This is a genomic window from Alphaproteobacteria bacterium LSUCC0719 (genome assembly GCA_040839025.1).
In the GTDB taxonomy this organism is placed as follows: Bacteria; Pseudomonadota; Alphaproteobacteria; order Puniceispirillales; family Puniceispirillaceae; genus UBA8309.
Genome location: JBFPJN010000004.1, coordinates 236,858 through 262,221, shown reverse-complemented (window position 1 = coordinate 262,221; position 25,364 = coordinate 236,858). Strand labels below are relative to the sequence as shown.

The 25,364-nt window shown below is 56.0% G+C and carries 27 protein-coding genes and 2 tRNA genes; 22 read left to right on the top strand and 7 right to left on the bottom strand.

The window, feature by feature from the left end; translation table 11 throughout:
- Positions 1 to 67: 67 nt before the first annotated feature.
- From AB3X55_09915 to AB3X55_09905, 3 genes are all read right to left on the bottom strand, one after another.
- Positions 68 to 143, bottom strand: a tRNA-Thr gene (locus AB3X55_09915).
- Positions 144 to 318: 175 nt separating this feature from the next.
- Positions 319 to 1,734, bottom strand: a complete 1,416-nt coding sequence (locus AB3X55_09910; GenBank protein MEX0503897.1) for an NAD(P)/FAD-dependent oxidoreductase — start codon at positions 1,732 to 1,734, stop codon at positions 319 to 321.
- Complete coding sequence (locus tag AB3X55_09905; GenBank protein ID MEX0503896.1) at positions 1,715 to 2,467, bottom strand: TVP38/TMEM64 family protein; 753 nt, start codon at positions 2,465 to 2,467, stop codon at positions 1,715 to 1,717. Before AB3X55_09905 ends, AB3X55_09910 begins: the two co-directional genes overlap by 20 nt.
- 289 nt (positions 2,468 to 2,756) lie before the next feature.
- Between AB3X55_09905 and AB3X55_09900 the strand changes: the two genes are divergently transcribed.
- The 15 genes from AB3X55_09900 to AB3X55_09830 all read left to right on the top strand — a co-directional run bounded on the left by AB3X55_09900 (position 2,757) and on the right by AB3X55_09830 (position 13,014).
- Positions 2,757 to 2,942, top strand: a complete 186-nt coding sequence (locus AB3X55_09900) for a hypothetical protein (protein MEX0503895.1) — start codon at positions 2,757 to 2,759, stop codon at positions 2,940 to 2,942.
- Positions 2,923 to 4,176, top strand: a complete 1,254-nt coding sequence (gene murA / locus AB3X55_09895; protein ID MEX0503894.1) for a UDP-N-acetylglucosamine 1-carboxyvinyltransferase — start codon at positions 2,923 to 2,925, stop codon at positions 4,174 to 4,176. Before AB3X55_09900 ends, murA begins: the two co-directional genes overlap by 20 nt.
- Positions 4,177 to 4,178: 2 nt before the next feature.
- On the top strand, positions 4,179 to 4,658 hold the full coding sequence (locus AB3X55_09890; GenBank protein MEX0503893.1) for a DUF2948 family protein: 480 nt from the start codon (positions 4,179 to 4,181) through the stop codon (positions 4,656 to 4,658).
- A 151-nt stretch (positions 4,659 to 4,809) separates the two neighbouring features.
- A complete protein-coding gene (gene hisD, locus AB3X55_09885; protein ID MEX0503892.1) occupies positions 4,810 to 6,111 on the top strand; it encodes a histidinol dehydrogenase in 1,302 nt (433 codons plus the stop codon).
- A 1-nt stretch (position 6,112) separates the two neighbouring features.
- On the top strand, positions 6,113 to 6,631 hold the full coding sequence (locus AB3X55_09880; GenBank protein ID MEX0503891.1) for a UPF0262 family protein: 519 nt from the start codon (positions 6,113 to 6,115) through the stop codon (positions 6,629 to 6,631).
- 24 nt (positions 6,632 to 6,655) lie between these two features.
- Positions 6,656 to 7,177 carry a low molecular weight phosphatase family protein gene (locus tag AB3X55_09875; GenBank protein MEX0503890.1) on the top strand — a complete coding sequence of 174 codons (522 nt, stop codon included), beginning with the start codon at positions 6,656 to 6,658 and terminating at the stop codon, positions 7,175 to 7,177.
- 56 nt (positions 7,178 to 7,233) lie between these two features.
- Positions 7,234 to 7,452: a translation initiation factor IF-1 gene (gene infA / locus AB3X55_09870; GenBank protein ID MEX0503889.1), complete on the top strand. Its 219-nt coding sequence runs from the start codon at positions 7,234 to 7,236 to the stop codon at positions 7,450 to 7,452.
- Between the two features lie 34 nt (positions 7,453 to 7,486).
- The gene (locus AB3X55_09865; protein ID MEX0503888.1) at positions 7,487 to 8,077 is read left to right on the top strand and encodes a nucleoside triphosphate pyrophosphatase; all 591 of its coding nucleotides are present in this window, start codon (positions 7,487 to 7,489) and stop codon (positions 8,075 to 8,077) included.
- Between the two features lie 2 nt (positions 8,078 to 8,079).
- Entirely contained in the window at positions 8,080 to 9,306 is a 1,227-nt protein-coding gene (locus AB3X55_09860) for a ribonuclease E/G (protein ID MEX0503887.1), read from the top strand.
- Positions 9,306 to 9,536: a DNA gyrase inhibitor YacG gene (locus AB3X55_09855; GenBank protein MEX0503886.1), complete on the top strand. Its 231-nt coding sequence runs from the start codon at positions 9,306 to 9,308 to the stop codon at positions 9,534 to 9,536. Before AB3X55_09860 ends, AB3X55_09855 begins: the two co-directional genes overlap by 1 nt.
- A gap of 121 nt (positions 9,537 to 9,657) precedes the next feature.
- A tRNA-Phe gene (locus AB3X55_09850) sits at positions 9,658 to 9,733 on the top strand.
- A 122-nt stretch (positions 9,734 to 9,855) separates the two neighbouring features.
- Positions 9,856 to 10,467, top strand: a complete 612-nt coding sequence (locus tag AB3X55_09845) for a hypothetical protein (protein MEX0503885.1) — start codon at positions 9,856 to 9,858, stop codon at positions 10,465 to 10,467.
- A 36-nt stretch (positions 10,468 to 10,503) separates the two neighbouring features.
- Complete coding sequence (locus AB3X55_09840) at positions 10,504 to 10,770, top strand: helix-turn-helix transcriptional regulator (GenBank protein MEX0503884.1); 267 nt, start codon at positions 10,504 to 10,506, stop codon at positions 10,768 to 10,770.
- Complete coding sequence (locus AB3X55_09835) at positions 10,763 to 11,479, top strand: bifunctional DNA primase/polymerase (protein ID MEX0503883.1); 717 nt, start codon at positions 10,763 to 10,765, stop codon at positions 11,477 to 11,479. The genes AB3X55_09840 and AB3X55_09835 overlap by 8 nt, the downstream gene beginning before the upstream one ends.
- A gap of 47 nt (positions 11,480 to 11,526) precedes the next feature.
- The gene (locus AB3X55_09830; GenBank protein ID MEX0503882.1) at positions 11,527 to 13,014 is read left to right on the top strand and encodes a DUF5906 domain-containing protein; all 1,488 of its coding nucleotides are present in this window, start codon (positions 11,527 to 11,529) and stop codon (positions 13,012 to 13,014) included.
- 157 nt (positions 13,015 to 13,171) lie between these two features.
- Here the strand turns inward: AB3X55_09830 and AB3X55_09825 are convergent, their stop codons facing one another.
- Together AB3X55_09825 and AB3X55_09820 are read right to left on the bottom strand one after the other, a co-directional pair.
- Positions 13,172 to 13,531, bottom strand: coding sequence for an HGGxSTG domain-containing protein (locus AB3X55_09825; GenBank protein ID MEX0503881.1), 360 nt, complete (start codon positions 13,529 to 13,531; stop codon positions 13,172 to 13,174).
- Between the two features lie 191 nt (positions 13,532 to 13,722).
- Positions 13,723 to 14,634: a LysR family transcriptional regulator gene (locus tag AB3X55_09820; GenBank protein ID MEX0503880.1), complete on the bottom strand. Its 912-nt coding sequence runs from the start codon at positions 14,632 to 14,634 to the stop codon at positions 13,723 to 13,725.
- 90 nt (positions 14,635 to 14,724) lie between these two features.
- Between AB3X55_09820 and AB3X55_09815 the strand changes: the two genes are divergently transcribed.
- The 4 genes from AB3X55_09815 to AB3X55_09800 all read left to right on the top strand — a co-directional run bounded on the left by AB3X55_09815 (position 14,725) and on the right by AB3X55_09800 (position 19,419).
- Positions 14,725 to 15,273, top strand: a complete 549-nt coding sequence (locus AB3X55_09815) for an ABA4-like family protein (GenBank protein ID MEX0503879.1) — start codon at positions 14,725 to 14,727, stop codon at positions 15,271 to 15,273.
- A complete protein-coding gene (locus AB3X55_09810) occupies positions 15,270 to 16,076 on the top strand; it encodes a hypothetical protein (protein ID MEX0503878.1) in 807 nt (268 codons plus the stop codon). The genes AB3X55_09815 and AB3X55_09810 overlap by 4 nt, the downstream gene beginning before the upstream one ends.
- Positions 16,077 to 16,493: 417 nt before the next feature.
- Positions 16,494 to 17,438, top strand: coding sequence for a TAXI family TRAP transporter solute-binding subunit (locus tag AB3X55_09805; protein MEX0503877.1), 945 nt, complete (start codon positions 16,494 to 16,496; stop codon positions 17,436 to 17,438).
- Positions 17,439 to 17,499: 61 nt separating this feature from the next.
- The gene (locus tag AB3X55_09800) at positions 17,500 to 19,419 is read left to right on the top strand and encodes a TRAP transporter permease (protein MEX0503876.1); all 1,920 of its coding nucleotides are present in this window, start codon (positions 17,500 to 17,502) and stop codon (positions 19,417 to 19,419) included.
- 457 nt (positions 19,420 to 19,876) lie between these two features.
- On the opposite strand, the gene AB3X55_09795 is transcribed toward AB3X55_09800, so the two are convergent.
- Together AB3X55_09795 and AB3X55_09790 are read right to left on the bottom strand one after the other, a co-directional pair.
- A complete protein-coding gene (locus AB3X55_09795) occupies positions 19,877 to 20,236 on the bottom strand; it encodes an HGGxSTG domain-containing protein (protein MEX0503875.1) in 360 nt (119 codons plus the stop codon).
- Between the two features lie 217 nt (positions 20,237 to 20,453).
- Positions 20,454 to 21,812 carry a hypothetical protein gene (locus AB3X55_09790; GenBank protein ID MEX0503874.1) on the bottom strand — a complete coding sequence of 453 codons (1,359 nt, stop codon included), beginning with the start codon at positions 21,810 to 21,812 and terminating at the stop codon, positions 20,454 to 20,456.
- A 720-nt stretch (positions 21,813 to 22,532) separates the two neighbouring features.
- On the opposite strand from AB3X55_09790, the gene dctP reads away from it, so the two are divergent.
- Genes dctP through AB3X55_09775 form a run of 3 tightly spaced genes read left to right on the top strand, consistent with a single transcriptional unit; the run spans position 22,533 to position 25,362 of the window.
- Positions 22,533 to 23,543 carry a TRAP transporter substrate-binding protein DctP gene (gene dctP / locus AB3X55_09785; GenBank protein ID MEX0503873.1) on the top strand — a complete coding sequence of 337 codons (1,011 nt, stop codon included), beginning with the start codon at positions 22,533 to 22,535 and terminating at the stop codon, positions 23,541 to 23,543.
- Positions 23,544 to 23,545: 2 nt separating this feature from the next.
- Complete coding sequence (locus AB3X55_09780; protein MEX0503872.1) at positions 23,546 to 24,067, top strand: TRAP transporter small permease; 522 nt, start codon at positions 23,546 to 23,548, stop codon at positions 24,065 to 24,067.
- A complete protein-coding gene (locus AB3X55_09775; protein MEX0503871.1) occupies positions 24,067 to 25,362 on the top strand; it encodes a TRAP transporter large permease in 1,296 nt (431 codons plus the stop codon). The genes AB3X55_09780 and AB3X55_09775 overlap by 1 nt, the downstream gene beginning before the upstream one ends.
- Positions 25,363 to 25,364 lie beyond the last annotated feature (2 nt).

Sequence of the window (25,364 nt, the reverse complement as noted above, 5' to 3'; positions counted from 1 at the left end):
TTTTCTTTCACACAGCCTGTCTGTTGCACAGAATATGCTTAACATTCAGGTGGTTAAGGGAGTCCGATGGTGCTGCCAGCGTGATTCGAACACGCGACCTCACCCTTACCAAGGGTGCGCTCTACCGCTGGAGCTATGGCAGCATTTCCATCGACGCGCCTGACTTACACGAGTTCATAACGCGATGGCAAGTGCGTTTTTGGCCGGGTGCCCGGCTGGTGGCAGGCTGCAATACACATGCCAGATACCACATGCCAGTTGCGACAGGCCAGATACCACATGCCGGGTGGCGCATCACCGTGCGGCCATCCCCGGGCATCACAGTTTCATCAGCAGGCGCACGATGGCACGGGTACGGCGACTGAACAGCGTGTCCGTGAAGAATTGCCCTGCCGCCCGTTTGCCAGCCTCGCCAAAGGTCGGATAGGGCGCGATGACACCGGCCATGCTGGCGATCTTCTGGCGTCGGCTGATGGCAAGTGACCAGGCAAGGATCATCTCGCCTGCCTGCGGTGCCAGAATTGTCGCGCCGATGATACGGCCATTGCGATGCGTTACGATTTTGATCATGCCTTCGGTTCGTCGTTCTGCCACGGCGCGGTCATTGTCTGCCAGCGACACGCTCTGGCTGCGGATATTGCGCGCGCCCCAGGCCGCCGCCGCTTCATCCTCGGTCAGGCCGACATGCGCCAGTTCGGGGTCGGTATAGGTCACCCACGGCGTCATCACCTCATTGACCCGTGCCGGCAGTCGAAACAGCATGTTGCGAATCACGATACCGGCGTGATAGCCGGCGATATGGGTGAATTGCGGGCGTTCTGTCACATCGCCAATGGCAAATACCCTTTTGTCATTTGTCCGCAGCCGCCGGTCGGTGGAAATGCCGTTGTGGCCCGTCATGATGCCGGCGGCTTCCAGCCCCAGACCATCAATGGTCGGGCGTCGACCCGCGGCGACCAGAAGATGGCTTGCCGCGATCCGGCGTCCGTCTTCGAGCGTCAGGGTCAGCGCACCGGCGGTTCCGCCCACCGCTGTCACACCGCTGCCCTCGATGATCTCGATTCCTTCGTCGCGAAGCCGCGCCACCAGCAGCGATCCTATCTCCGGATCCTCTTTGCCAAGCACTGTCGCCGCTTCGATCACTGTGACCCGGCAGCCGAGGCGTCTGTGTGCCTGCGCCATCTCGATGCCAATTGGCCCGCCGCCGATAATGACAAGATGATCCGGTTTCTCCGGGTCGCTGAAAATTGTCTCATTGGTGTGAAAGGGCACGCTGTCCAGCCCGGGGATCGGCGGCACCATGGCGGTTGAACCGGTGGCGATGACAAAGAATTTCGCCGTGACATCGACCGTGTCGGAACGCACCCGCCGAGGTGCGACGAACCGTGCCCGCTCGGTGATCACCGTGACGCCAAGGCCGGTGAAACGCTCGACCGAATCATGCGGGGCGATTGTGGCGATGGTCGCCGCGACATGTGCCTTGACCGCTGCAAAATCCACCACCGGCGGGGCGCCTGTCACCCCCATCGCCGGATTGCCGGCGCTCTGATGGGCTGCCTTTGCCGCGGCCAGCAACGCCTTTGACGGAACACAGCCGCTGTTCAGGCAGTCGCCGCCCATCTGGTTGGCCTCGAACAGCACCACTCGTGCGCCCATCTGCGCTGCCCCGGCGGCAACGCTCAGCCCGCCTGATCCGGCACCGATGATGCAGATGTCAGTGCTGATCTGTTGCATTGCGATGTCCTTTCCGGCGGGTGCTTCGAATCCGCTGCCATGCCACCGGCAGCAGCGCCAGCAATCCCAGCGCCGCCAGTGGCCCGAGGATCTGTGGTGAACCCAGCACGGCAAGGTCCGGCACCCTGCCGGCGCCCAGAATGTGATCGAACCCCCTGCCAACCGCAACAAACACAATTGTTCCCGGAGCGATCCCGATAAAGGTGGCCAGAACAAAGCTTGCAAGCGTCATCCGGGTCAGCGCCGGCACGATATTGACCACCCAGAAGGGCGCGGCCGGGATCAGGCGAAGCGCCAGAAGATAGGAAAAGGCATTGCGGGAAAATCCGTCTTCCAACCGGGCCAGGAACGGGCCGGCACGTTTGCGCGCCAGATCGGCAAAAACCGTTCGTGCGGCGATGAAAACCACTGCAGCACCAGCCGTTGCACCGCCCATCACAAGCCCGGCGGCAAGCCAGCCGAACAGCGCGCCACCGGTCAGTGTCAGCGGCAGGGCGATCGGCAGCGAAAAGGCAACGGCGATGACATAGACGCCAAAAAAGGTGAGGGCGGCAAGCGGCAGGTTGGCTTCGGTCGCGCTGGTCAGCGCGCCGTAATGCAGCGCAATGCTTTCCCATCTCAGGATGCGATGCCCGCCAAGCGCAAGGAACAGGCCGAGACCAATTGCCAGAATCACCGGCAGCCACAGCCGTTTCAGCAGCGGCATCACCCTGGTGTTCATCCTGGATGGCATTGTGTCTGTCTTCCCCATGCCAATGTTTCAGGTGCCAACGTTTCAGGCGCCAATGTTTCGGGCTGTCGGGCCGAAGTCTACAGAGGCTGTTCGGTTGCCACAATATATCCTTAATGACAATCCAGTGTAGAAAGAGACCAATTGCAACAGCAACGTCCTGCAGATGCCAAGGCTCCCGACTGTGCGTATTTGCCATTGCCGACGCATCCGGTTTGGGTAATACAGTCCTGACTGCATGGGGCTGGATTGTTTGTCCAGGACAGGGACGGACTGACAGGGGTGCCGAACGGTGTCAAAACCGACAAATGACAAGCAGGAACGTCTGGCACAGGCCCTTCGTGCCAATCTGCATCGCCGCAAGGCGCAGTCACGCGCCAGACGCAGTGACGAGGGTGACCGGACGCAGCGCACAGACAGTCAGAAAATGACAGCAGACCAAGGGGCGGAGCAGGATTATGGACAGGCTGAGGATTGACGGCGGGGTACCGCTGACAGGCGAGATCGCCATCAGCGGTGCCAAGAATGCGGCGCTGCCGCTGATGGCGGCGGGGCTGGTCACTGACGGGACGCTCCGTCTGACCAATGTTCCCGATCTTGTTGACACACGGTCGATGGAGGTGCTGCTGGCCAACCATGGTCTTGCCGTGGTTCGGGACGGCGATTGCGTAACGATGTCAGGCGATGTGACGAATGTTGATGCGCCTTATGATCTGGTGCGCAAGATGCGGGCCTCGATCCTGGTACTCGGACCGCTTCTGGCGCGCTACGGGCAGGCCCGTGTGTCGCTTCCCGGCGGCTGTGCCATCGGCACCCGGCCGGTCGATCTCCACATCCGCGCCATGCAGGCGCTCGGTGCGATTGTCGAGCTTGCCGACGGCTATATCCAGGCGCGTGCGCCGGATGGCTTGACCGGCGCCCGTGTTGTCTTTCCGATGGTGTCGGTTGGTGCCACGGAAAATGCGCTGATTGCCGCCAGCCTTGCCAAGGGTACATCGGAACTTGTCAATGTGGCGCGGGAGCCGGAAATCATTGATCTTGCCGAATGTCTGATCGCGATGGGGGCGCAGATTTCCGGCCATGGTACCGACACCATCATCGTTGAGGGCGTTGACCGGCTTGGGGATGCCACACATGCGGTCATTCCCGACCGGATCGAAGCGGGATCCTTTGCCATTGCGGCACTGATCACAGGCGGTGATCTGACCCTGACCCGCGCCCAGCCCCGGCATCTTGATTCACTGCTTGATATCCTGCGGCAAACCGGTGCCACCATCACCGCCGACGAGGACAGCATGCGCGTGACGTCAAACGGCACGCCGCGTGCCGCCGATATCACGACCGATCCCTATCCGGGGTTCCCCACCGACCTGCAGGCACAGTTCATGGCCCTGATGTGTCTTGCCGAAGGCTCGTCACGCATTTCCGAAACTGTTTTTGAAAACAGGTTCATGCATGTGCCCGAACTGATGCGCATGGGGGCTGATATCAAGGTTGATGGCGGCGTTGCGATGGTGCGTGGCCGTCCCGGACTTACCCCGGCGCCGGTCATGGCAACCGACCTTCGAGCCTCGGTGTCGCTTGTGCTTGCCGCGCTGGCAACCAAGGGTACGACCGAAGTCAGCCGTATATATCATCTTGATCGAGGCTATGCCGATCTCGAGGCCAAGCTTGGCAGGTGTGGCGCGCGCATGGAACGGGTTGGAGACTGACAATGTCGACGAACGGGCATCATGATGTCGCCGACAGATTGCGGCTGCGGGCTGTGTCGAGCGAGGATATCGAGGTTCTGTCGACGCTGCTCCAGGACGCCATCATTCCCGGCGAGGATATGACCTATGATCGGTCCAGCCGTCGCTTTGTGATGGTGGCAAACCGGTTTTGCTGGGATCGGCCGGCTGTTGCCGGGGTGACAACCGATGCCGGCGCGCCTGTCTATGAACGCCAGCTGTGCGGTATCCAGATTCACGGTGTTGACCAGGTGCGCACTGTCGGCATGCCGACATCGCGCCGCGGTGCGCTGTTCAATCTGCTGGCTGTCACCGGAGTCACCACGGAACAAGCCACCCATGTCGAGCTGCTATTCTCCGGTGGGGTGTCGCTGCGCCTTGAATCTGACGGTCTGCTGATTCTTGCCGAGGATCTGGAAGAAGGCCATCCGACGCCAAATCTGCCGTCCCATGCCGACGACTAGTTGACTGAAACTGCGGGTGCGGTGATTGATTTTGCCGTCTTTTTGGCGTTAAACCTACCTTACCGGAACATTTCCCGGACAGATACAGGGCTGGCAGAACCGTGCCGGTCCGGCTGTGTGCTACCCCGGATGTGGGCGAAAGGGACGATCAATGGCGGTCAGGCTCGACAATCAGCAGCAGGATTTCGAGAGCGAATTCACCGCGCTTCTGGCGTCAAAGCGTGAAGCCACGGCTGATGTCGCCACGACTGTGGCGGCAATTCTAGCCGATGTGCAAGCGCGCGGCGACGCGGCGCTGCTGGAACTGACGGCGCGGTTTGACAATTTGTCCGCCGACAGTATGGCCGACCTTGTTGTTCCGCAGGCCGAGATCGATGCGGCGGTGGCAGGGCTGAGTGATGAATTGCGCCAGGCTCTTGAAACGGCGGCGGCGCGTATCCGCAGCTTTCATGAACGCCAGATGCCACAGGGGTTCGATATCACTGATGATGAAGGTGTCGAGCTTGGCATGCGTTATTCGCCCGTTGACGCGGCTGGCCTCTATGTTCCCGGGGGCAAGGCTGCCTATCCATCGTCGGTGCTGATGAATGCCATCCCGGCAGCCGTGGCCGGTGTGCAGCGGCGTGTGATCGTGGTGCCGGCACCAGGCGGTTTCGTCAGCCCGATGGTTCTTGCCGCCGCCGGCATTGCCGGGGTCACCGAAATCTGGCGTGTTGGCGGGGCGCAGGCCATTGCGGCGCTTGCCTATGGGACACAAAGCATCCGTCCGGTCGACAAGATTGTCGGTCCCGGCAATGCCTATGTTGCAGCAGCAAAGCGACAGGTATATGGCACGGTCGGCATTGATTCCATTGCCGGACCGTCGGAAATTCTTGTGATTGCCGACAACAGCAACGATCCGGCCTGGATTGCCGCCGACCTCTTGTCCCAGGCAGAACATGACGAGGCGGCGCAGTCCATCCTGATCACCGATGATGCCGCTTTCGCCGACGCTGTCGAGGCGGCGGTCATGACAACATTGAAGACACTTGACCGCGCGGATGTCGCTGGCCAGTCCTGGCAGGATAACGGGGCTATCATCACCGTTGATTCGATGCAGAACATGCCGGCTCTTGCCAATCGTATTGCGGCTGAACATCTCGAGCTTGCGGTCGAGGAGCCACGCCGCTGGCTGCCGGAAATCCGGCATGCCGGGGCAATCTTTCTGGGTCGTTACACGCCCGAAGCCATTGGCGATTACGTGGCTGGCCCGAACCATGTGCTGCCGACGGCACGCACGGCCCGGTTCTCGTCGGGACTTGGCGTGGTGGATTTCATGAAGCGCACCACAATGGTGGAATGTGATGCTGCCAGCTTTGCGCGGATCGCGCCTGCCGGGGTGGCGCTGGCAAATGCCGAGGGGCTTGGGGCGCATGCGCTGTCGATGACCATCAGGATGAATTCACGAGGCTAGGATGACGGATGACGAGCGCATGGGTGAAAGCGGGTCTGCGGAACCTGCCCATCGTCTCGTCAGGATCGAGCTTGACGAGGCTGCCGCGCCGCGCCGCTCTGCCGAGGCCGAGCATGAGCGGGCCATCGCCATCTATGATATTCTTGAGGATAACCGCTTTGCGCTGGTGGACCAGGATGGCGCGCCCCTTGCCGGGCCGTTCCATCTGTATCTGCGCGCCGAGGGGCGGCATATCCGGTTTGACATCCGCAACGATGCCGATAGAGAGCTGAACCAGTTCTATATGGCTCTCGGCCCCCTGCGCCGTGTAATGCGGGATTATTTTCATGTCTGTGACACCTATTACGAGGCGATCCGGACCAAGACACCGTCGCAGATTCAGGCAATCGATATGGGGCGGCGCGCGCTCCATAATGAAGGCGCAGAAATTCTGCGAAGCCGCCTGAATGGAAAGGTGGCAACCGACGAGATGACCTCGCGGCGGCTATTCACATTGATCTGCGTTCTGCAGGCGCGCTAGTCAGGACAAAAGGGACAGCACCGCATGGGCCACACCGACGACACCAGCAACCAGCCATCCGCCAGCCAGCCCGTGGCTGACGCCATCTCTCAGGCGCGTGATGTCAGCTCCATCCTGTTTGCCTGCAACATCAATGCCGTGCGCTCGGCCATGGCCGAGGCGATGGTCAAGGCCCGGTTCCCGGGACAGATATTCACCGATTCATGTGGTGTCGAGCCGGGCCAGCAGGATGGGTTCGCCATTGCCGTGATGGCCGAGATCGATCTTGATCTGTCGGCGCATCAGCCAAAGGGGTTCGACGATCTGGACTGTGATTTCTATGACGTCATCATCTCGTTTTCGCCGGAGGCACACGCCAGGGCCCAGGAGATCACCCGCAATATCGACTGCACGACCTTATACTGGCCGGTTGACAATCTTGCCGGGCTCCAGGGTTCCCGCGAGGAACGGTTGCGGGCCTATCGCGCTGTTCGGGACGATATCGCGGCGAAGCTTGAATCCTATCTTCCCGGCACCGATTCCGACAAGGATGCCGGCGAGACTTGACCTTTGGCTGATTTTTGGTCATCTGTAGGGCGCAAAACCAACGCGGAAAGGTGATTATGGCCAAGGAAGGCGTTATCGAATTCTCAGGGACAGTTGCCGAGCTGCTTCCGAACGCAATGTTTCGGGTGAAGCTTGACAATGATCACGAGGTGCTGGCCCACACCAGCGGTAAGATGCGTAAGAACCGCATCCGTATTCTGGCTGGTGACAGGGTCAATGTCGAAATGACCCCCTATGATCTGACCAAGGGCCGGATCACGTTCCGTTTCAAGTAATCCTGGCTGATCCCCACAAGGCGTGGAGGGCCGGATGAACAGCGTCAAACCCAAGCTGGTTCTCGCCTCGGCATCGCCGCGTCGATTGGATCTTCTTGCCCAGATCGGCTTTGTTCCCGATCAGGTTCTTGCCACCGACATTGACGAGACGCCGCACCGCAGCGAGTTGCCTGCCGCCTATGCGCGGCGTATGGCACATGAAAAGGCGGTGGCGGCCGGCGGCCTCAGGCTGCCGAAGGATGCCATTGTGCTGGCCGGCGATACGGTTGTGGCGCGTGGACGGATGATTCTTCCCAAGGCCGAGACCGAGGACGAGGCGCGGCATTGCCTTGATCTGTTGTCGGGACGTCGGCACCGGGTGCTTGGCGGGATTGCACTTCGGCGTGCCGACGGGCGGATTGTCAGCCGTCTGGTAACAAGCCGTGTGACAATGAAGCGTCTGTCTGCCGACGAGATCGACCATTATATCGCCACCGGCGATTGGCAGGGCAAGGCTGGCGGCTATGCCATTCAGGGGCCGGCAGCGGCGTTGATCAGGCATATTGACGGCTCCTATTCAAATATCGTTGGGTTCAGCCTCTATGATGTCGCGGCGATGCTTCGCGGTAACGGCGTTCTGGTGTAGCCGTGCGTGATGATCCGCGGGTGCTGATCGACACAGGGCCGGGGCTGACACGGGCGCTGCTGTTTCATGGCTCCACGGTGATCGAGGCCTGGCAGGACCAGGCGCATGCGCCTGACCTGGTTGGCAGTATTCACAAGGTGCGTGTGGATCGTGTTTTTGCCGATCAGGGTCGGGCGCTGGCGCGTCTGGCCGACGGAACGCCGGTTTCGCTTCGCATCGGTCGCCACGATTCGGTGGTGGCCGGTCATCTGGTGACAATCACCATCATGGCCGCACCGCGCGAAGGCAAGCCATGGCAGGCTGTCATCGGGGCGCGACTGGTCGGGTGTGACCTGGTCCTGTTGCCAGGACAGACCGGGATCGCGATGTCGCGCCATCTGGCGGCCGAACCCGATGCCACGGTCATGGCCGCGATCAGGTCCTGTCTTGCGGATGCCCCCGAATTCGGGGTTATTCTTCGCCGCACCGCCTCGCGGAATGATGATTTGCCGGCGGCCTGCCGGCTGTTGATTGCGCAATGGCGACAGATGGCGCAGCCCCGGACAATGGCAGGCTGCGTCTTTGACGGCGGCGGGCTGGAGGGGCGGATCAGGCGCCAGCTTCCCGGCATATCAATCGACGAAACCGGGCCGGATAGCTGGGTGCAGTTCGATACGGCGTGGGACCAGATGATCGGGACCGTGTGCGACATTCAGGTGCCGCTGGCCGGTGGGGGCCGCATGTGGATTGAGGCGACCCGTGCCCTGACGGCGATCGATCTGGACAGCGGTGACGGTGATCTTGAGGCGCTGTTTGCCGCGGCACCGGCCGCTATCACATCGCAGCTGCGCCTGCGCCAGACAGGCGGGCTGGTGGCAATCGATCTGCCGCGCATGTCACCGGCCACGCGCAAACGGGTTGATGCCGACCTTGCCGCCGCGCTGGCCACCGACCCGCGGCATCCCGAATGGATCGGGCGGTCGCGGGCCGGGATGATCGAACTCGGGCTGCCGCATGGCCGCGCCGCGCCGGCAGGCTATGAGGCTGATCAGATTGCCATATCGGTGCTGGCGGTGCTGCGCGAGATCGCGCGGCGGCCCACCATTGCGGCACCTGTCATCGACCTGTCGCCCGACATGGCCGACTGGCTGCGGGGGCCAGGTGCCGCCGCGCTGGCATCGCTTGACAGGACGGTGACGCCTGTTGTTTCGTCACAGGCTCTGACCGCCACCTTGCGCGAGCCATTGTGATGACACCATCATCTGACAGCCTGACATGTCCGACCTGCGGGGCACCAGCCGCGCCGCCTGCCCAGAAAGGCGCGCGCAGCCCGCGTCCCTTCTGCTCGCGCCGTTGTGCGGATATCGATCTTGGCAGGTGGTTTCAGGAAAGTTACGCCATTCCGGCTGTTGAATCGGCAGATGACACAATTGTGGAATCACTTGCCGCCGCAAAGCCGCCTCGCGAGGATGACGGCTGACAAAGTGCCGGGGCGTTGTGAAGCTGTTTTTCACGCTGGACAGGCGGCAGACGGGAAGTTATACCGTTGCCTGCTGCCGGTCCGGCAGCCTGACGCAGGCGACATGATATCGTCTGCCGATGCCCGGGTAGCTCAGTTGGTAGAGCAGCGGATTGAAAATCCGCGTGTCGGTGGTTCGAATCCGCCCCCGGGCACCACTTTTCTTAGATAAGTCGTTATAAAACAGTGTTTTGACTGTTATCACGGTCTTCGTAACCACCTTTTTATCCACCTCATAAAATTTATTTTTTTCTTACGCTGTCGCAGGGATAGTGGACACATGGATCATGAAAATTCACAGCAAGCACGCGAATTTCTGCGCACCTATGTAGATGGCAACCGCAAGCTCATGAATGATTGGTTGAATGGTTCCGGAAATGCAGAAGATATCGGCTCTCACCTGCTCTGTATCATGCTGGAGCGGCTAGCGATCGACGAAAAGCCGGACCTTAGTGGTATCGCTGGTGGATACATAATCAATTTGTTCCAAACTGTGCCTGGTGGGGATCTGGCCTTAGGGCGTCTTATGGCGCAACGTTTGGAAGCTGGATTACAAATCCCCCCTGAACTCGTGCAACTTTGTGCAAAGCTTCTCCGTCAGCAGCCGATCTCTAGGGCTGTTAACGTAGGCAACAAACGGGGGCCAAAAGCTAGAAACGGGCGCCGCGATGCGCTGATCTCCGTCCTTGCGCGCGTTTTGCAGTCTTATTTTGGTGTCCATTTGGCGTCAAACGATGCGGTGGCGGACGACGCAGATCATCCAGATTCAGCGTGCGAAATCATCCTCGACGAGATTGCTGAAGTCATTCCTGATTTTGCCTCCATGAAGGCCAAGCATCTCGCTCTAGCAATCCGGCGTTTCGAGCAAGATCACCGGTGGTTTGCAGGTTAGGAATTCGTGCCGCGTAATTGCCCATAATCAGGCGGCATGCCTGTTGTCGAACATTTTGCGACCTTCAGCGATCATTTGAAATCGCCGGAGGCAAAAATGATTTTGCGCATGAAAGACGTTTGCAGTGAGCTGGGGGTCAGTCGTGCCTCGATCTATCGACTGCTTGAATCTGGAAGCTTTCCAAAACCTGTGAAGCTTGGCAAGCGAGCCATTGGCTGGGAGCGGGACCATATCCAACAATGGGTAAAATCGCTTAGGTCTGCTCGCCAAACAGAGCAAGCTCAAGGCGCTGGCGATGAATAAGAGCCTGTATTACGGCAACGCCGCACCTAGGTTGCTAGAGAACGGATATGAAGCCATTCCGATTGTTCCTGGAACGAAACGCCCAGCGATCGAAAAATGGACAGAAACTAATTTTTTGGAAGCGAGCGTAGTAGGCACTCATGCATCGAAGTTTCCAAAATACGGTGTGGGAGTGAAGACAGGTGAATTGGTTGTCGTAGATCTCGACATTCCCGATTACGAGCTTGTAGATGACTTCGAAAATTTATGTCTCTCAACTCTTGGTCATGCGCCAATTCGCTTCGGCAACACACCAAAACGATCGCTGTTCTACAAACTTGAATCTGGCCAATTGGTCAAGCAGATGACTACTGCGCACATAGATGGCGCTAAGAAGTATCAGGTCGAAATTCTTGGGGCCGGGCAACAAAGTGTTGTGTTTGGAGTTCACCCCGACACTCAAGCCCCATATTACTGGGTGGATGAAAGCCTGCTTGATGTCCCTCTAAATGAACTTGCTGTAGTAACACCTTACCAGATATCGGCTCTAAGGGATGTTTTTGAAGCTCGTCTATCCGCTAAGTTTGACGATGGCCAGCTTCAGACGCATCAACTTAATCCCAAACCAGCGATGTCTATACAGGTGCCTCCAGCTAACTGCGATTGGGTCACTGACGCGCTGAACTATCTTGATCCACAGGATTATGAAACTTGGGTTGCCGTAGGCTAGGCGCTCAAGTCCGCAGGCAGGGCGGACGCCTTATCGGTTTTTCAAGATTGGTCAAAAAAAGACCGGATGGCTCAATCCCAGCCAACTACGTCAGCCCTGAAGATGTTGCAGGGCAATTTGCGAAATTTAAACCAGACAGAACGAGCATAAATGCAATCTTCAGTAGAGCATCTGACCAAGGCTGGAAAGGTGCCAACGAGTTGTTTGCTGGCGTTGTTAGCCATACTTCTGTCGCCCGGCATATTCTCCGATTGCTATGCGTCGACAAGCCCAAACCAATTTTTGATGAAGGGCAGCTTTGGGTATACGGGGACACACACTGGCAACCATTCAGTGGCGGTGAGCAACGGCGGTTAGTGCAGGATCTAGACGGCGTTCGAGTGGGAAAAAAGCACCTTGCTGCCAACAAGTCTTTTATAGACGGCGTCTTAAACGAGCTTCATAGCATGTGCGAAAACACCGGGTTTTTTTGCAGCCCTTCTATTGGCGTTAATTTGCGTAACGGCTTTCTTAGCATAAGCAATACTGGGCAAAAAAACCTGGTAGCTCACAATCCATCTCATGCGAGGCGCCACACAATTGATGCCACATGGGATGAAAAACAAACATACGTCATAGACGGCTTGCTAAAAAAACTACTGGACGGTTGCTTTGGTACGAGCGATGAAGCGGAAAAGATAAAGTGTTTAATTTTCCAGATTATTGGTGTCGCTTGTGCATCAATGGCGACCTCGATTGCAGAGCCAAAAGCTTTCGTGTTTTATGGGCCGACAGCAGCAAATGGCAAATCCCAGATCTTGGATTTAATCCGTTATCTCCTGCCAGAGGCGTCTATTTCATGCGTGCCACCCGGTGATTTTGGCAAAGAACAGTTCATTGCCAACCTAATTGGCAAGGCAGCAAACCTCTCAGACGAGTTATCTTCATCAAGAGCTATCGCTTCAGACAAAATGAAGCAGGTCGTAACGGGTGATATGATCAACGGTAAAATAGTCTACCAGCCGCCAGTGCCGTTCCGGCCACAAGCAATCAATATTTTTGCAACAAATAGCCTACCAAGCTTCCAAGGTGGCGTTGATTCTGGCGTTGAGAGGCGTTTGTCCGTCATTCCATTTGATACAACGATACCCAAAACTGAGCGGGTTGTCGGGATTGGTAGAACGGTAGCTACTCAGCAAAAAAACCAAGTGATTGCTCTAGCCGTCATACAACTCTGCGAAGTCATAAAGCGTGGTTATTTCGAAATTCCGGAGACCGTCGAAGAAACTACAACACAGTGGTTTCATGATGCTGATCTTGTGCTTGGATGGTTAGAAGATGGTGGCCTTGAGCGTCATATCATCAAAGGGCCCATTCTATGTAAATTGCTGTACGCCTACTTCAAAGAAGATGTCCGCGACTTGGCCGATGGTGCATTTATGCCTGGCCATCGGCGATTTGTGGAGACACTCCGCGCCAATTTAAAGAACGATCCAGACTTTGAATTAGTCAGGCTTAGTGACGGTAACGCTGTAAGACGCCGCTCTTTGGTGTAGGAATGTAGGGGTAAGTCTCTCAACTTATAGTTAGCTGCAGGAATAACTAGTGATGAGATTTATCAAATAATTCCTACATTCCTACATCGCCCGGTTACAATACCGACAAGCAAAAGCTAACCCGTCCTCGGCCCGAGAGCTGCCCCAAATTCGATGACTATGGCAGGAAGCTGTCCCGCCAGTGCTTTTCAAGCAGCCCACCAGCGATCAACTCGCGTTCCATCTGGCGAAGCTCCTTACGGATCTCCCGTCCCTTGGCAGCATTCTCACGCCGCTTCTCTAGCTTATCCTTGGTGAACTTCCCATGACGAAGGTTCGCCGCCGAGATCCGCGCTCGACCCTCTTCGGTCTTCGCGCCAGTGCTGACCCCGCCATGTAGTCGGCAGCGGCCATTCTTCTTGTTGGCAGGACACTGACACGCGGTGCCCCGGCGTGTCTTCGCACCACATCGCTGCCCAGGCCAGTCAGGCCCAAAACGCCACTCGATACCGATGGTCACATTGTCTTTTATCAGCATGAACAACACTCCACTTATGAGGTGTTATTATACCGCAAATTAAGTGGCGCTTCGAGGCGGGTGGAACCTGGTTGCAGAAGGAGGTGCCGCGGTTCATGAGATGGACCTCGAAAGGTGCGCGGAAAATGATTGGTAGTTCTGGGGGCAGGATTTTGAACCTGCGGCCTTCAGGTTATGAGCGAGACGTTGGCTTAGTTTTCTAGCTCGGTCATCTTCACCGCCATTTCCCTCAACCATTGATGTCCAGCATCCCGGTCATTCCGCTCGTGCCAGAAAAGGCTAACTTGGATATCGGGGACGTCAAAAGGCAGCTTCAGCATCTGAAGCCCGTATTTTTCTACATAAGGTTCCGCAAGTTCCCGCGTCACCGTAGCAATCAGGTCGGAGTTCGCGATGATCAACGGCACAGCGAGGTGACCGCTGATGGTCATTCCGATGTCGCGGGTGATGCCCCATTTGGCTAGCCCTTCGCCGAAGGCACTATTCATCGGTTGCGAAGCAGAATACATCAGATGCCGTGCCTTTTGATAACCGGAGAGATCTATTTTTCCCTTGATGTAAGGATTTTGTTTTGAGGCAATGACCACGATCTGGCTGGTAAACAGGGGCATCGACTTGAATCGTTTGGGTAGGTCTTCAATCACGTTGGCAGCCATATCGATATCTCCTTGCTCTACAAGTCGAATGGCCTCTGGCGTCTGAACATCGTGGAGATGAATGCCCAGCTTAGGTGCGCGATGCGAGAAGGTGGCGTGGATCAGCGGCGCATATTTGGCCACAGCATGGTCGGGCAAACCGACATGAAATACCCGATTTGAAGTTGCTGGATTAAAACCCTGAGAAGCGGTAATTGCTGCCATGGCGCTTTCTAGGGAGTCTCGTACATAAGCCGCCATTTCGTCTGCCCGCGCCGTCGGCTCCACGCCTTTGCCGGAACGGATAAAGAGAGGATCGCCGACGCTGTCCCGCAATCGTTGAATGGCATGACTAACCGCAGGCTGGGTAATACCCAAACGTTTGGCTGCACGGCCGATATGGCCTTCCGCGTGGACCGCACCGAACACCCGGAGCAGATTGAGATCGAATTTATTAATCTGGTTCATAATATTTATATTTTATATGAATTATAATTATTTTCATAGTCAGATTAATCTGATCTTCATTCACCAACGCCAAGAGAAGAAGATTGGATCATGAAGACAAACTGGAGCCTTCGCGCCGCTTGGCTAGTGGTTATATTATTAGCAACTGGCATAGCCTTATATTCTTTGCGGCACTTCCTCCCCAACGATCTCGAATCCTGGTTTTCCCATGCCAGCTTGATCGCCATGATTGGCTGGGTGATCTTAATCTTTGGCCCACGACGCTGGCCTTGGTTATTGGTCTTCCCAGCGTATGTTTTTCCGGCGGTTCTATCGATGGGTTACGCGATCCTGATCCTGCGCCACTTCGGTAGTGCAGAGGGTGGTTACAATACCCTGGCGGATGTCGCGAAGTTGATCTCTAACGATCATGTTTTGTTAGCGGGTTGGGTGCACTATCTGGCATTCGACCTGTTCATTGGCGCCTGGATTTCTCGGCAAGCAGATTATGCCAGTATCTCGCGAGTGGTCCAGGCCCCGATCCTAGTGACAACGTTCATGTTTGGTCCATTTGGCTTGCTCCTGTTCTTGATAGTCTGGAAGACCCAGAACCTAGCTCTCCAAATCCATCACCCGATGAAGGAGGGAGCTGAACGATGACAAAATTGACAATACTACCCAACCTTTCGGTGACCTCGCGTATGGAAGGCCTGCTCTGGCAGGGGGGGGTAATTTTAATCGCGCTACTGCCAGTCACATTCCTCGTCTCGTTGGATGATCCTCGTCAGCTGAACGACATCAACATTTGGGCGAAACCAATGAAGTTTCAGGCGTCGGCAGGCCTGCACATGATGACCCTCGCCTTCGTTGCACGTTATATCAGCGCAGATGTTCGCGGAAAGCCCTTGGTATACGGACTTTGCTGGGTCCTGACGTTCACTGCGATTACTGAAGTCGCCTACATAACCATACAGGCGGCACGTGGACGGCACTCGCACTGGAACTTCGAAACCCAGTTCGAATCTCTGATGTACGCTGCGATGGGCGTTGGCGCGGTCACGCTGATCCTGGGTGCTGCGGTGATCGGTCTGCTGGTTTACCGCTACCCGGTTCGCGACATGGGTCAGGGGCTACGGCTTAGCATTCTACTGGGCATGGTCCTTGGATTTGTTACGACGCTGGTTGTCGCCGGATATATGTCGCAAAATTATGGTCACTGGGTTGGTGGCATTAGAAGCGACGCTGATGGCCTGCCGCTCGTCGGTTGGGTGCGCAGTGGTGGTGACCTGCGAGTATCCCACTTCTTCGCAATGCATATGATGCAGATCATCCCTTTAATTGGCTGGGTCGCTGATCGATGGTCCCACAGATCTAAACGTATTGTCATAGTCGCATCTGCTGTCAGCGTTTGTGTGGTTGTTGCCACATTTATTCAGGCTCTCAGCGGGCAGCCATTCATTTGATGCGTACCACCCCTCGAACCAATTCGATCCATATCTAGTAACCAACCCAAGTAACTGGGTCCGGCGTCCAAGAGGCGGGAGCCGAGAAGCTTTAACCGCGAGACTCTGTCCACAATCCACGGCTCTAGGATCGCGGCGCTCGCACGGGGGTTACTGGGGGTGGTTACTAGATATGGATCGAATTGGGTCGAGGGGTGGGGTGTGGGTTCGGGGGGGGGCTTGCGGCTCGGACCTTAGGCGGGTGATGGATGACCAGAGGTAGTGAATAGTGATTATGTTTGGACCTGCTGCGGGTGAATGTATCGTTTAACAACCGCATTTTTGCAACCAACGAATTGATCTGTTGCATTGTCTGAAACTCTCAGACACGCTTAGCCCAAGCCGCAAGGAAATACAGCGGAAGCTTGGGAGGTTATTATGAAAAAAATTGCAAATTATATCGTTGCCGGCGCCCTTTCGATTGCGATTGGAACAAGCGCCCATGCCGAAAATCTGGGGTTGGGCACGATGTCACAGGGCACGCTCAGTTTCACGACAGGCACGGTTCTGGCCAAGGTTCTTAACGAGAACACCGATCTTGAGGCGCGGGTACAACCCAATTCCGGAGAGTCCGTTTTGATACCATTGATCAATGCCGGTGACCTGGATTTCGGCATTGCAAATGTTCTTGAAGCGCAGCAGGCCTCCTCGGGAACGGGTGTGTTTGAGGGCAAGAAGCAGGATAATTTGCGGATTGCGGCAGTTCTGTTCCCGCTTCGCACCGCCTTCTTTGTACATGAAGACAGTGACATCAAAACGCTTGGCGATCTTAAAGGGAAGCGGGTCACTGTCGGATTCAGCGCGATGGGCACTGTGGATGCGATCGCAAAGGCGTTGCTTCACGCTGGCGGTGTGGAACCAGCCGACATCAAGCCGGTGATGGTGCCAAACGTGGTTGTTGGCGCTGAACAATTCCTTAACGGACGGGCTGACGCCTTCTTTTTTGCCGTGGGTGCGGCCAAGGTTGCCGAAGTAAACGCGGCGCAACCCGTCCGTGTGCTGGCCATGCCGGATGATGAAGCCAGCATCGCGCGGTTGAAGTCGCAGTTTCCTGACGGCTACGGTGTCACTGTACCGCCCCTGCCAAATTTTGCGGGTGTGAGCGCACCGACAACAGTGCTTGGTTATGACAATACATTGCTGACCGGAACCCATGTGTCCGATGACGCGATCAAAAAAGTACTGGACGGAATCGCCAACAACAAGGACGCACTGGCATCCGCCTTCCCGCTCTATCGCGGTCTGAATCCGGACAAAATGTACAAGGAAAATATCGCCACCGCCTTTCACAAGGCGACGGTCGCCTGGGCGGCATCGCGGTAGCAGATGACACCATGTGCCACCCGACACGGCTGTAGGGTGGCACAGTACCGATTCAGCAAAAATGAAACTTCAAAGGGTCATGCACTGGTCCACGCTTGCATTGCAGGTCCATTTGGCTGTGGTCACATTCGGATGGCTGGCCGATCTTCCAGCGCGTAACGGCTATTACTTCTACCCTGAGCAGTTTCTTGCGCTTGCGGCGGGCTATTCGATTACGCTGACCCTGCTCGTGACGACGCCGCGGACACCTGTATGGGCCTGGGTCAATACAGGACTGGCGGCACTCTGTTACCTCATGTTCACCTATGTGGCGGTTCATTATCCGCGGCTGCAACTTGATCTCGCAATGGCGCCGCCATCAGCAGTGGCGCTCGGCTTGGTCATGATCGTTGGGGTCATCGAAGCCACACGTCGGCGCACCGGCATATTTCTGCCAGCCCTTATTCTGTTTATGGCGGGTCTGGTTTTCCTGACCCCTCATCTACCCGACGCTTACAGCACTCGGCCAGTTGCGGCGTCGCGGCTTGCCGTCTATCTCGCACTCGACACGAACGCGCTGTTTTCCAAGATACTCTATATTGCCGCGGTTGTGGTGGCGCCCTTCATCCTGTTTGGCGCCATGCTGAACGCCCTTGGCGGCAGTCTGTTGTTCTCGCATCTGGCGAGCCGCCTGGTTGGCCGGTTCCGTGGCGGCGCCGCCAAGATCTCCGTAGTGGGTTCAGCTGCGTTTGGCATGGTATCAGGAAGCGCGGTTGCGAATGTCGCCGCGGTCGGTGCGGTATCGATACCAATGATGCGGCGTGCGGGCTACCGCGCACCAACCGCTGCCGCGATTGAGGCGATATCCTCAACTGGCGGGCAGCTCATGCCACCGATCATGGGGGCTTCGGCGTTCTTGATGTCTGAGCTCCTGGAGATCGCCTATGTGGATATTGCGATCGCCGCCATCCTGCCGGCTGCCCTGTTCTATTTTGCGTTGTTCCTGGCGGTGGATTTTGAAGCCCGCAAATTCACTGCCCCATCCGCTGTGACTGCGGCCGGTCGTTGTCGCGAGACTGACCAGAATGACGTCGAGCCTGCTGGTCACCCTGTTGACCAAAACCGCATAAATCCGTGGGAATTCCGGTTCATAATTCCGGTCGGGATATTGATATATTTTCTGTTCGTCGAGCGGCGGACGCCAGAATTTTCTGGCCTGATGGCACTGCTGGGCCTGTTTGTGGTCAGTTTCATCACCCCCAACTTGCGACCAGGCGCTACAGCCAGGATGTTGGCAAGAAAGCTTCTCGAAGCCATGCAGGGGTTGGCTGACATCATTGTTCTTGCCGCTGCTGCAGGGTTCGTCATCGGCGTGCTTAACGTCTCCGGCCTGTCTTTCGTGATAACGCTGCAGATCCTCGCTGCTAGCGGTGGAATGATCTTTGTAATGCTCCTTTTGACCGCGCTGCTCAGCATACTACTCGGCATGGGGATGCCAACGGTTGGCGTGTACATATTGTTGGCGACCCTAATCGCTCCATCGTTGGTCGAACTCGGAATAGAGCCGCTAGCGGCACATATGTTTGTCCTTTACTTCGGCATCCTTTCGATGATCACTCCGCCAGTAGCGATCGCCAGCTTTGCAGCCGCGAACATTGCCGGCACCTCACCCTGGAAAACAGCATTCTCATCGCTCCGGATTGGCATCGGCATTTATGTCATTCCTTTTATCTTCGTGCTGAATCCTGAAATGCTGACGTTTCAAGACACTTCCAACCTTTGGGTGGTATTGCCATCCACCGCGATACTAATAGTACTTCTCACAGCTTTCTCGATCGGTGCATTTACTGGCCCAATGACAGTCACTGCCCGTGCCACCATCCTGGCAGTGGCTCTGGCATTGCTGGCCAGTCTGCTGACTTTTGGTGGCAGCACTGTGACGCTATGGGTGGCTTCCCTTGGCGGTGCGGCCCTCCTCTGGGTGAGCCTGCGAAAGCCATGAAGACTGATAACAAGATTGTGGAATGATTCACGATTATAGTTTTGGCGATCGAACTGATCCGCCGAAACTTTCTAGAACCACGCCTCCTGATATACCCATAGGTATATATAGATATTTATTAATAAGAATAATTAGATAGGTACGGTTTCGCCGAATGCGCGAATGGAGTTACGCTGGTTCCGCGAATGGTGTTGAAGCAGCAACAAGGCGAGCCGGGAATGTCATCGACAAATTTCAAGTGCATACCACTTTTGAACCTGTTGCGTTTTCAGGGTGGCGAGCTTGAAGAGCGCGTATTCGATGCCAAGTTCCAGGACTTCATGGCGGCGGCTAAAAGTGACCTGGAGAAGGCACAGACCAAAAAAGCCAAAGCACTGATTTATCATGCCACGCTAAGTGCCCAGCTATCCTTCTGGATGCCCAACAAGGTCGTTGCACCTACATCGAGTTCAAGCGCCTATGACAGGAAGCTATCCCGCCAGTGCTTTTCAAGCAGCCCACCAGCGATCAACTCGCGTTCCATCTGGCGAAGCTCCTTACGGATCTCCCGTCCCTTGGCAGCATTCTCACGCCGCTTCTCTAGCTTATCCTTGGTGAACTTCCCATGACGAAGGTTCGCCGCCGAGATCCGCGCTCGACCCTCTTCGGTCTTCGCGCCAGTGCTGACCCCGCCATGTAGTCGGCAGCGGTCATTCTTCTTGTTGGCAGGACACTGACACGCGATGCCCCGGCGTGTCTTCGCACCACATCGCTGCCCAGGCCAGTCAGGCCCAAAACGCCACTCGATACCGATGGTCACATTGTCTTTTATCAGCATGAACAACACTCCACTTATGAGGTGTTATTATACCGCAAATTAAGTGGCGCTTCGAGGCGGGTGGAACTTGGTTGCAGAGGAAAGTCCCGAGGTTCATGAGATGGACCTCGAAAAGTGCGTGGAAAATGATTGATAGTTGTTGGGAGCAGGATTTGAAGCTGGGGCCATAGCCTCAACAAAATCGTACTTCACTTCACCAAACTGAAGTTATGTTAGATCAGGCGTCCAGGTCTGCCACTTTGCCGAACCACCACGATGTCTGTTGTTGCCGCAGTTGATAGAGCCTTGATGCGCGATCGGTATCGACCATCCTCCAGGTTAACACCGTTCCCTTCTTTACATTAGTGAGCAAAGCCCTGCCTGTTGCTATGTAATAGGGCACCGGCGTGTCTGCCTGATCGCATTCGGCAGGTATCAGTTCCGGCTCCAGGCCGGCGACCGCGTGATGATGCGGATCGGTGATCTGAAGAAGCTCACCCTTTTTGAAATCGCGTGTGGTTCTGGCAACCAGATCTATGTTTGGTTCAGGGGCCATCGCTCCGGTAGGTAGCTTCAGCAACGCGGCACTCAAAATCGACATGGGTGCTTCGACACCAAGGGTATGCTGGCCAATGAAAAGCATGGCCGTCTTGGTGTTGCGCGCCACGACGTGCCCTTTGCCACGCAACAGATCCCATGTCTTTGGATTGTCACAGCGCACTATCACAAAAACGCCACCGGCAAAGCTGATCTCGTCGGCACGTCTAAGACAATTAAACACATCAATGACCCCGGTGTTTGCCAGCAATCCACCATCGTTCTGGAGTTGAAAGGCGTCGGCCAGTTCCACCGGCCGCAGCAGGGGTGCGTGAAGGGCAGCCTTGTCTGGGGTCAAGCCGGTGCCATTGGCCACTACGCCAAGCTCACAAAAATCGGCAACGGTACGTGTCGGGAATTGTGCCTCTGCAACGACAGCATTCCGACGAGCAACATGATTTCGCCAGTCACCGTCGAGACAATGCAATAGCTCAAGCATCCCTGAATTCTGATGCCTGTTGTCCAACCAACAGAGCGTGTCATCCTCTTCAAGGACGAAATCATATTCACTGGATTTTCCGGCCGCCAGCACTTCAAGGCCAAGGGTCTCCGCCCAGCTTTTCAACCCGATCAGCAGGCTTGGCTGATCACCATCAACCTCCGTGTAGACAACTCCTTTCTGTTTTGCCATCCGGCTCAGGATCGGGCCTATGACGATGCCCGCTTCCTTTGACGCCATAACGACGTGGCACCCTTTGCCAATGGCCCATTCCGCTATGGTGGCGGCGGCCTCTGGGTGACCCGTGGCTTCGACGAGTACATCGAAGTCAGGAATGCCCTCATCCATAATATCCGTCACCATCATCGGCATGGACGCCATGCCACTGTCCATGACAGCATCTCGCATGCGCTGCTCGTCTTTATCGCAGACCACGGTGATGTTGATTCTGTCGATGTTCTGAGCCTGATCAAGCAGCGTCGCGCCAAAATCGCCAACCCCGACCACCGCCACGCGGATCTGCGGCAAATTTTCATTCTTAAAAAGACCGTGATAATTCATCGGAACAAACCCTATCAACGCATTCTCATTAGCATGCCAGTCGTCTCATGAAAGCTCAGCCATGCCTGCTTTTCAAGTCCACGATCCACGGCTCAAGGTCCGTGGACCACGGACCTTTTTGCTTGGGCCTTGGCCCTCGGACCATGGTCCAAGGCTGTTATCCAGACTGTTATCCAAAATAGGGCGTTGGCTGACAGGTGCTGATCGGCTAAGATACTGAATAAATTTAAAGTCCGGTCTTAAATGGCCCCTGAGTAGGGCGTCGAACCCTCTCAGCGGGCACCATAAGTTCCGTGGTTCGTGGTTCAAGGTCCTGATTTTCAAGCATCGTGGTTGCCTGTCCACGGTGCACGAACCACGATCCTTTCCTGCAATGAATTGAATTCAGCACCATCAAGACTACCAACCCACAACCTTCCCAAAGCCAAGGCACCACTAATTCGGCACCGTATGCGACAAGGCATGATCCGCCCCCCTTGGATCAGATGCTTTGGGGCTTGGCAAGCAGTCCCAGTAAACCAGATCAAAGGTGGGAATCCAGTGCTTCAAGCGAGAAAATGTATTCCTAACGGTCCCAAAAATAACGCAAGGGATTTGCCCAATCTGGATGCAGGCCAGAGGATTGCTGCTATGGCTGGACGCGCAGTGGCTGTTGCTTGTCACTGCATATAGATGTCGCTAACGTTATTGCAGAAGGTTTAGAAACAGGAGACGTTAACCATGCTCAAATTCTTACGTTTTTCATTGCCAGTCGCGCTGGGGATCTGCATTTCCGCGGCGGCGGTGCAAGCAGCAGATTGGAAATTCAATAACGGCCTGCCGGAAGGCAGAGGTGAATCCAAGCAGCTTGAAACCTTTGCAGCCGAAGTTGCCGAGCTGTCAGGTGGCAGTCTGAACATCGACGTCTTTCACGGTGGCTCACTCAATCTGAAAGACAATGATGTGGCACGCTGGCTGCCTCGCGGCGCCGCAGAAATGGGGCTTGTCTGGGCGAATTATCTGGGCCGCGATGTGCCTGCTCTTAACGCTGTGATGGTTCAGGGGTCCGTTGGCAGTCCGGAAGAGTTGATCACGGCGCTGCCTGAAATTCAGGAAATCTATAAAGAAGTGCTGGCTGAATGGGGCATCGTCCCGACCGGCTTTATGGCGCTACCTTTGCTCAAAGCGTCTATCTTCTGTCGTGAAAAGCCTGTGCGGACACTGGATGATCTGAGAACAAGAAAGCTTCGTGTTTGGAGCAACGATCAGGTCGAGACTTTCACCAAACTTGGTGTTTCAGCGCAGATCGTCGGCCAAAATGATTTGTATGTGGCGCTGCAGACCGGTGTTGTCGACTGCGCTGTCTATCCGGCTTTGTTTGCGCACACCATCTCGCTTCAGGAAGTGACAAAATACGCGTCCTATCTGTATCCGGTTGCCGGGGTCCCCTATGTGCTTGGTGCGTCTGAAAGTGCCTGGAATGGCCTGACCGATGCAGAACGCACGGCTGTGAGTACCGCAGCTGCGAATGTCTGGAAACGCACGAATGAATATTCCAAGGCGGAAGAGAACGAGCAGGCCGCGCGGGCTAAATTAACCGCTCAAGGCATTGAATTTCTGGATGCCTTCTCTGACGATGATCGTTCGGCCTTTCTGAATGCGGCATCTTCAACATGGCAGGAATTGGCAGCTGAGGCAGGTGGCAAGGCACCTGAATACCGCCAGCGGATCCTAAATGTCCTTGGACGCTAAGCTTGGCGAATAAAAACAACGCTGCTCGACAGGTTCCAAGCGTGAAAATCTACGAAAAGTGGCTTGAGTCACTTTTCGTGGCCATGGGTGTGTTGGCAGCGATCGCTGGCGTGATGATTGTAGGATTGATCGGCGCAAGCGTCACAATGCGGTATCTTGCCTACACGCCCTTTCGGTTCACCGAAGAGCTTGTTGGCCTCTTGATGACTGCAGCTTTTTTCCTCGCGCTGCCACTGATCACACTTCGTGCCAAGCATGTGCGTGTGCTCATGCTTTTGACCTACCTGCCCGAACGTACAAAGCGACCGGTGAACATCATGGCCGGCCTGTTTGGCCTGGCGTTCTGTCTGTGGTTCTTTGCGTTGTGCCTGCCCTGGTTTGAATTTGCCTTCGACCGGGAGATCAAGACTGAGGTTGGACGACTTCTGATGTATCCGTGGATGGCGTTGCTGCCAATATCAATGCTTTTAAGCGGCCTCGCATTTGTCTTGCGCGGCCTCTCTGTCGACGATAGGACAAGCTGATGGGCACGTTCTGGGGTGTCCTGATCGGGGGTCTGGTGGTTCTGGCAGGATCCGGCGTGGCGCTTGGCGCGGCTCTTGGATTGACCGGATTGCTCATTCTGCAGTTTCTGGCGAATGGAGCGACTTTCGTCGCTATTGATGCAGTATGGAACATACTGAATTCCTTCACATTAAGCGCCATTCCTCTGTTTATCATGCTTGGCGAGATCATGTTGCGCAGCGGCATCAGTGAAAAGATCTACGCTGCGTTATCGCCTGTTTTTCAACGCGTTCCCGGTGGACTTTTGCATACCAACATAGCCGTATGCACATTATTTGGCGCGGTGAGCGGATCCAGCCTGTCTACGGCAGCCGCGGTCGGGTCGGTGGCGTATCCCGAAATGACGACACGCGGTTATGACCGTAAAATGGTGGTTGGCTCACTTGCTGGTGGCGGCACGTTGGGGCTGTTGATTCCGCCCAGTCTTTCCCTTTTGATTTATGGCGCTTTAACCGAAACCTCAATCGGCCGCCTTTTCCTGGCCGGGCTTCTGCCGGGGCTGCTCTTTGCATTGATGTTCATGGGGTACATCTACTTTCGGTGCCGGACAAAGCCTGAACTCGTTCCAGATGCTAGCCTCAGGGTAGGTGCCAGCGTTATCCTGATCAAAATACTGACACTGTGGCCTTTCCTCTTTCTTGTCCTGGCTATCATGGGAAGTATTGCGTTTGGGATCGCCACGCCGACCGAGGCTGCTGGCATTGGTGTCATCGCCACCATACTCATTGGTAAATTATGGGGTTCGCTGACGCTAAAAAAGCTGCTTGAGAGTTTTTACGCCGCGATCCTGCTGTATGGCTCAATTGCCTTTGTGGTCATCGGCGCGACGATTCTGGCGCAATCGGTCAGTCTTCTCGGCGTTCCACAGGCAATTTTGGAAGCGGTCCAGACGGCAAATTATGGCGCCTTCACTGTTCTTGCCCTCGTGGTACTCATTTACTTGGTGTTGGGATGTTTCTTCGACGGGTTGTCGCTAATGATCATGACGCTGCCGATTGTGGTGCCATTGATGGTCGGCCTTGGCTATGACGCCATTTGGCTTGGCGTTATCATCACGGTGTTGATTGAGATTGGCCAGGTAACCCCCCCGGTGGGGTTGAACCTTTCTGTCCTTGTTTCAGTCACAAAGGAGAGAGCATCACTGGGCGAGGTTGCCGTGGCTGCCATGCCTTACTGGTTAATCCTGCTGAGCGGTATTGCGATTTTAACCGCCGCGCCAGAGATCGCTCTGTTTCTGCCACAGGCCCTTATGTGACG

Coding starts and splice junctions, on each gene's coding strand:
- AB3X55_09910 (MEX0503897.1), bottom strand. CDS start 1,734: ATGCAACAGATCAGCACTGACATCTGCATCATCGGTGCCGGATCAGGC.
- AB3X55_09905 (MEX0503896.1), bottom strand. CDS start 2,467: ATGCCATCCAGGATGAACACCAGGGTGATGCCGCTGCTGAAACGGCTG.
- murA (MEX0503894.1), top strand. CDS start 2,923: ATGGACAGGCTGAGGATTGACGGCGGGGTACCGCTGACAGGCGAGATC.
- AB3X55_09890 (MEX0503893.1), top strand. CDS start 4,179: ATGTCGACGAACGGGCATCATGATGTCGCCGACAGATTGCGGCTGCGG.
- hisD (MEX0503892.1), top strand. CDS start 4,810: ATGGCGGTCAGGCTCGACAATCAGCAGCAGGATTTCGAGAGCGAATTC.
- AB3X55_09880 (MEX0503891.1), top strand. CDS start 6,113: ATGACGGATGACGAGCGCATGGGTGAAAGCGGGTCTGCGGAACCTGCC.
- AB3X55_09875 (MEX0503890.1), top strand. CDS start 6,656: ATGGGCCACACCGACGACACCAGCAACCAGCCATCCGCCAGCCAGCCC.
- infA (MEX0503889.1), top strand. CDS start 7,234: ATGGCCAAGGAAGGCGTTATCGAATTCTCAGGGACAGTTGCCGAGCTG.
- AB3X55_09865 (MEX0503888.1), top strand. CDS start 7,487: ATGAACAGCGTCAAACCCAAGCTGGTTCTCGCCTCGGCATCGCCGCGT.
- AB3X55_09855 (MEX0503886.1), top strand. CDS start 9,306: ATGACACCATCATCTGACAGCCTGACATGTCCGACCTGCGGGGCACCA.
- AB3X55_09845 (MEX0503885.1), top strand. CDS start 9,856: ATGGATCATGAAAATTCACAGCAAGCACGCGAATTTCTGCGCACCTAT.
- AB3X55_09840 (MEX0503884.1), top strand. CDS start 10,504: ATGCCTGTTGTCGAACATTTTGCGACCTTCAGCGATCATTTGAAATCG.
- AB3X55_09835 (MEX0503883.1), top strand. CDS start 10,763: ATGAATAAGAGCCTGTATTACGGCAACGCCGCACCTAGGTTGCTAGAG.
- AB3X55_09825 (MEX0503881.1), bottom strand. CDS start 13,531: ATGCTGATAAAAGACAATGTGACCATCGGTATCGAGTGGCGTTTTGGG.
- AB3X55_09820 (MEX0503880.1), bottom strand. CDS start 14,634: ATGAACCAGATTAATAAATTCGATCTCAATCTGCTCCGGGTGTTCGGT.
- AB3X55_09815 (MEX0503879.1), top strand. CDS start 14,725: ATGAAGACAAACTGGAGCCTTCGCGCCGCTTGGCTAGTGGTTATATTA.
- AB3X55_09810 (MEX0503878.1), top strand. CDS start 15,270: ATGACAAAATTGACAATACTACCCAACCTTTCGGTGACCTCGCGTATG.
- AB3X55_09805 (MEX0503877.1), top strand. CDS start 16,494: ATGAAAAAAATTGCAAATTATATCGTTGCCGGCGCCCTTTCGATTGCG.
- AB3X55_09800 (MEX0503876.1), top strand. CDS start 17,500: ATGAAACTTCAAAGGGTCATGCACTGGTCCACGCTTGCATTGCAGGTC.
- AB3X55_09795 (MEX0503875.1), bottom strand. CDS start 20,236: ATGCTGATAAAAGACAATGTGACCATCGGTATCGAGTGGCGTTTTGGG.
- AB3X55_09790 (MEX0503874.1), bottom strand. CDS start 21,812: ATGAATTATCACGGTCTTTTTAAGAATGAAAATTTGCCGCAGATCCGC.
- dctP (MEX0503873.1), top strand. CDS start 22,533: ATGCTCAAATTCTTACGTTTTTCATTGCCAGTCGCGCTGGGGATCTGC.
- AB3X55_09775 (MEX0503871.1), top strand. CDS start 24,067: ATGGGCACGTTCTGGGGTGTCCTGATCGGGGGTCTGGTGGTTCTGGCA.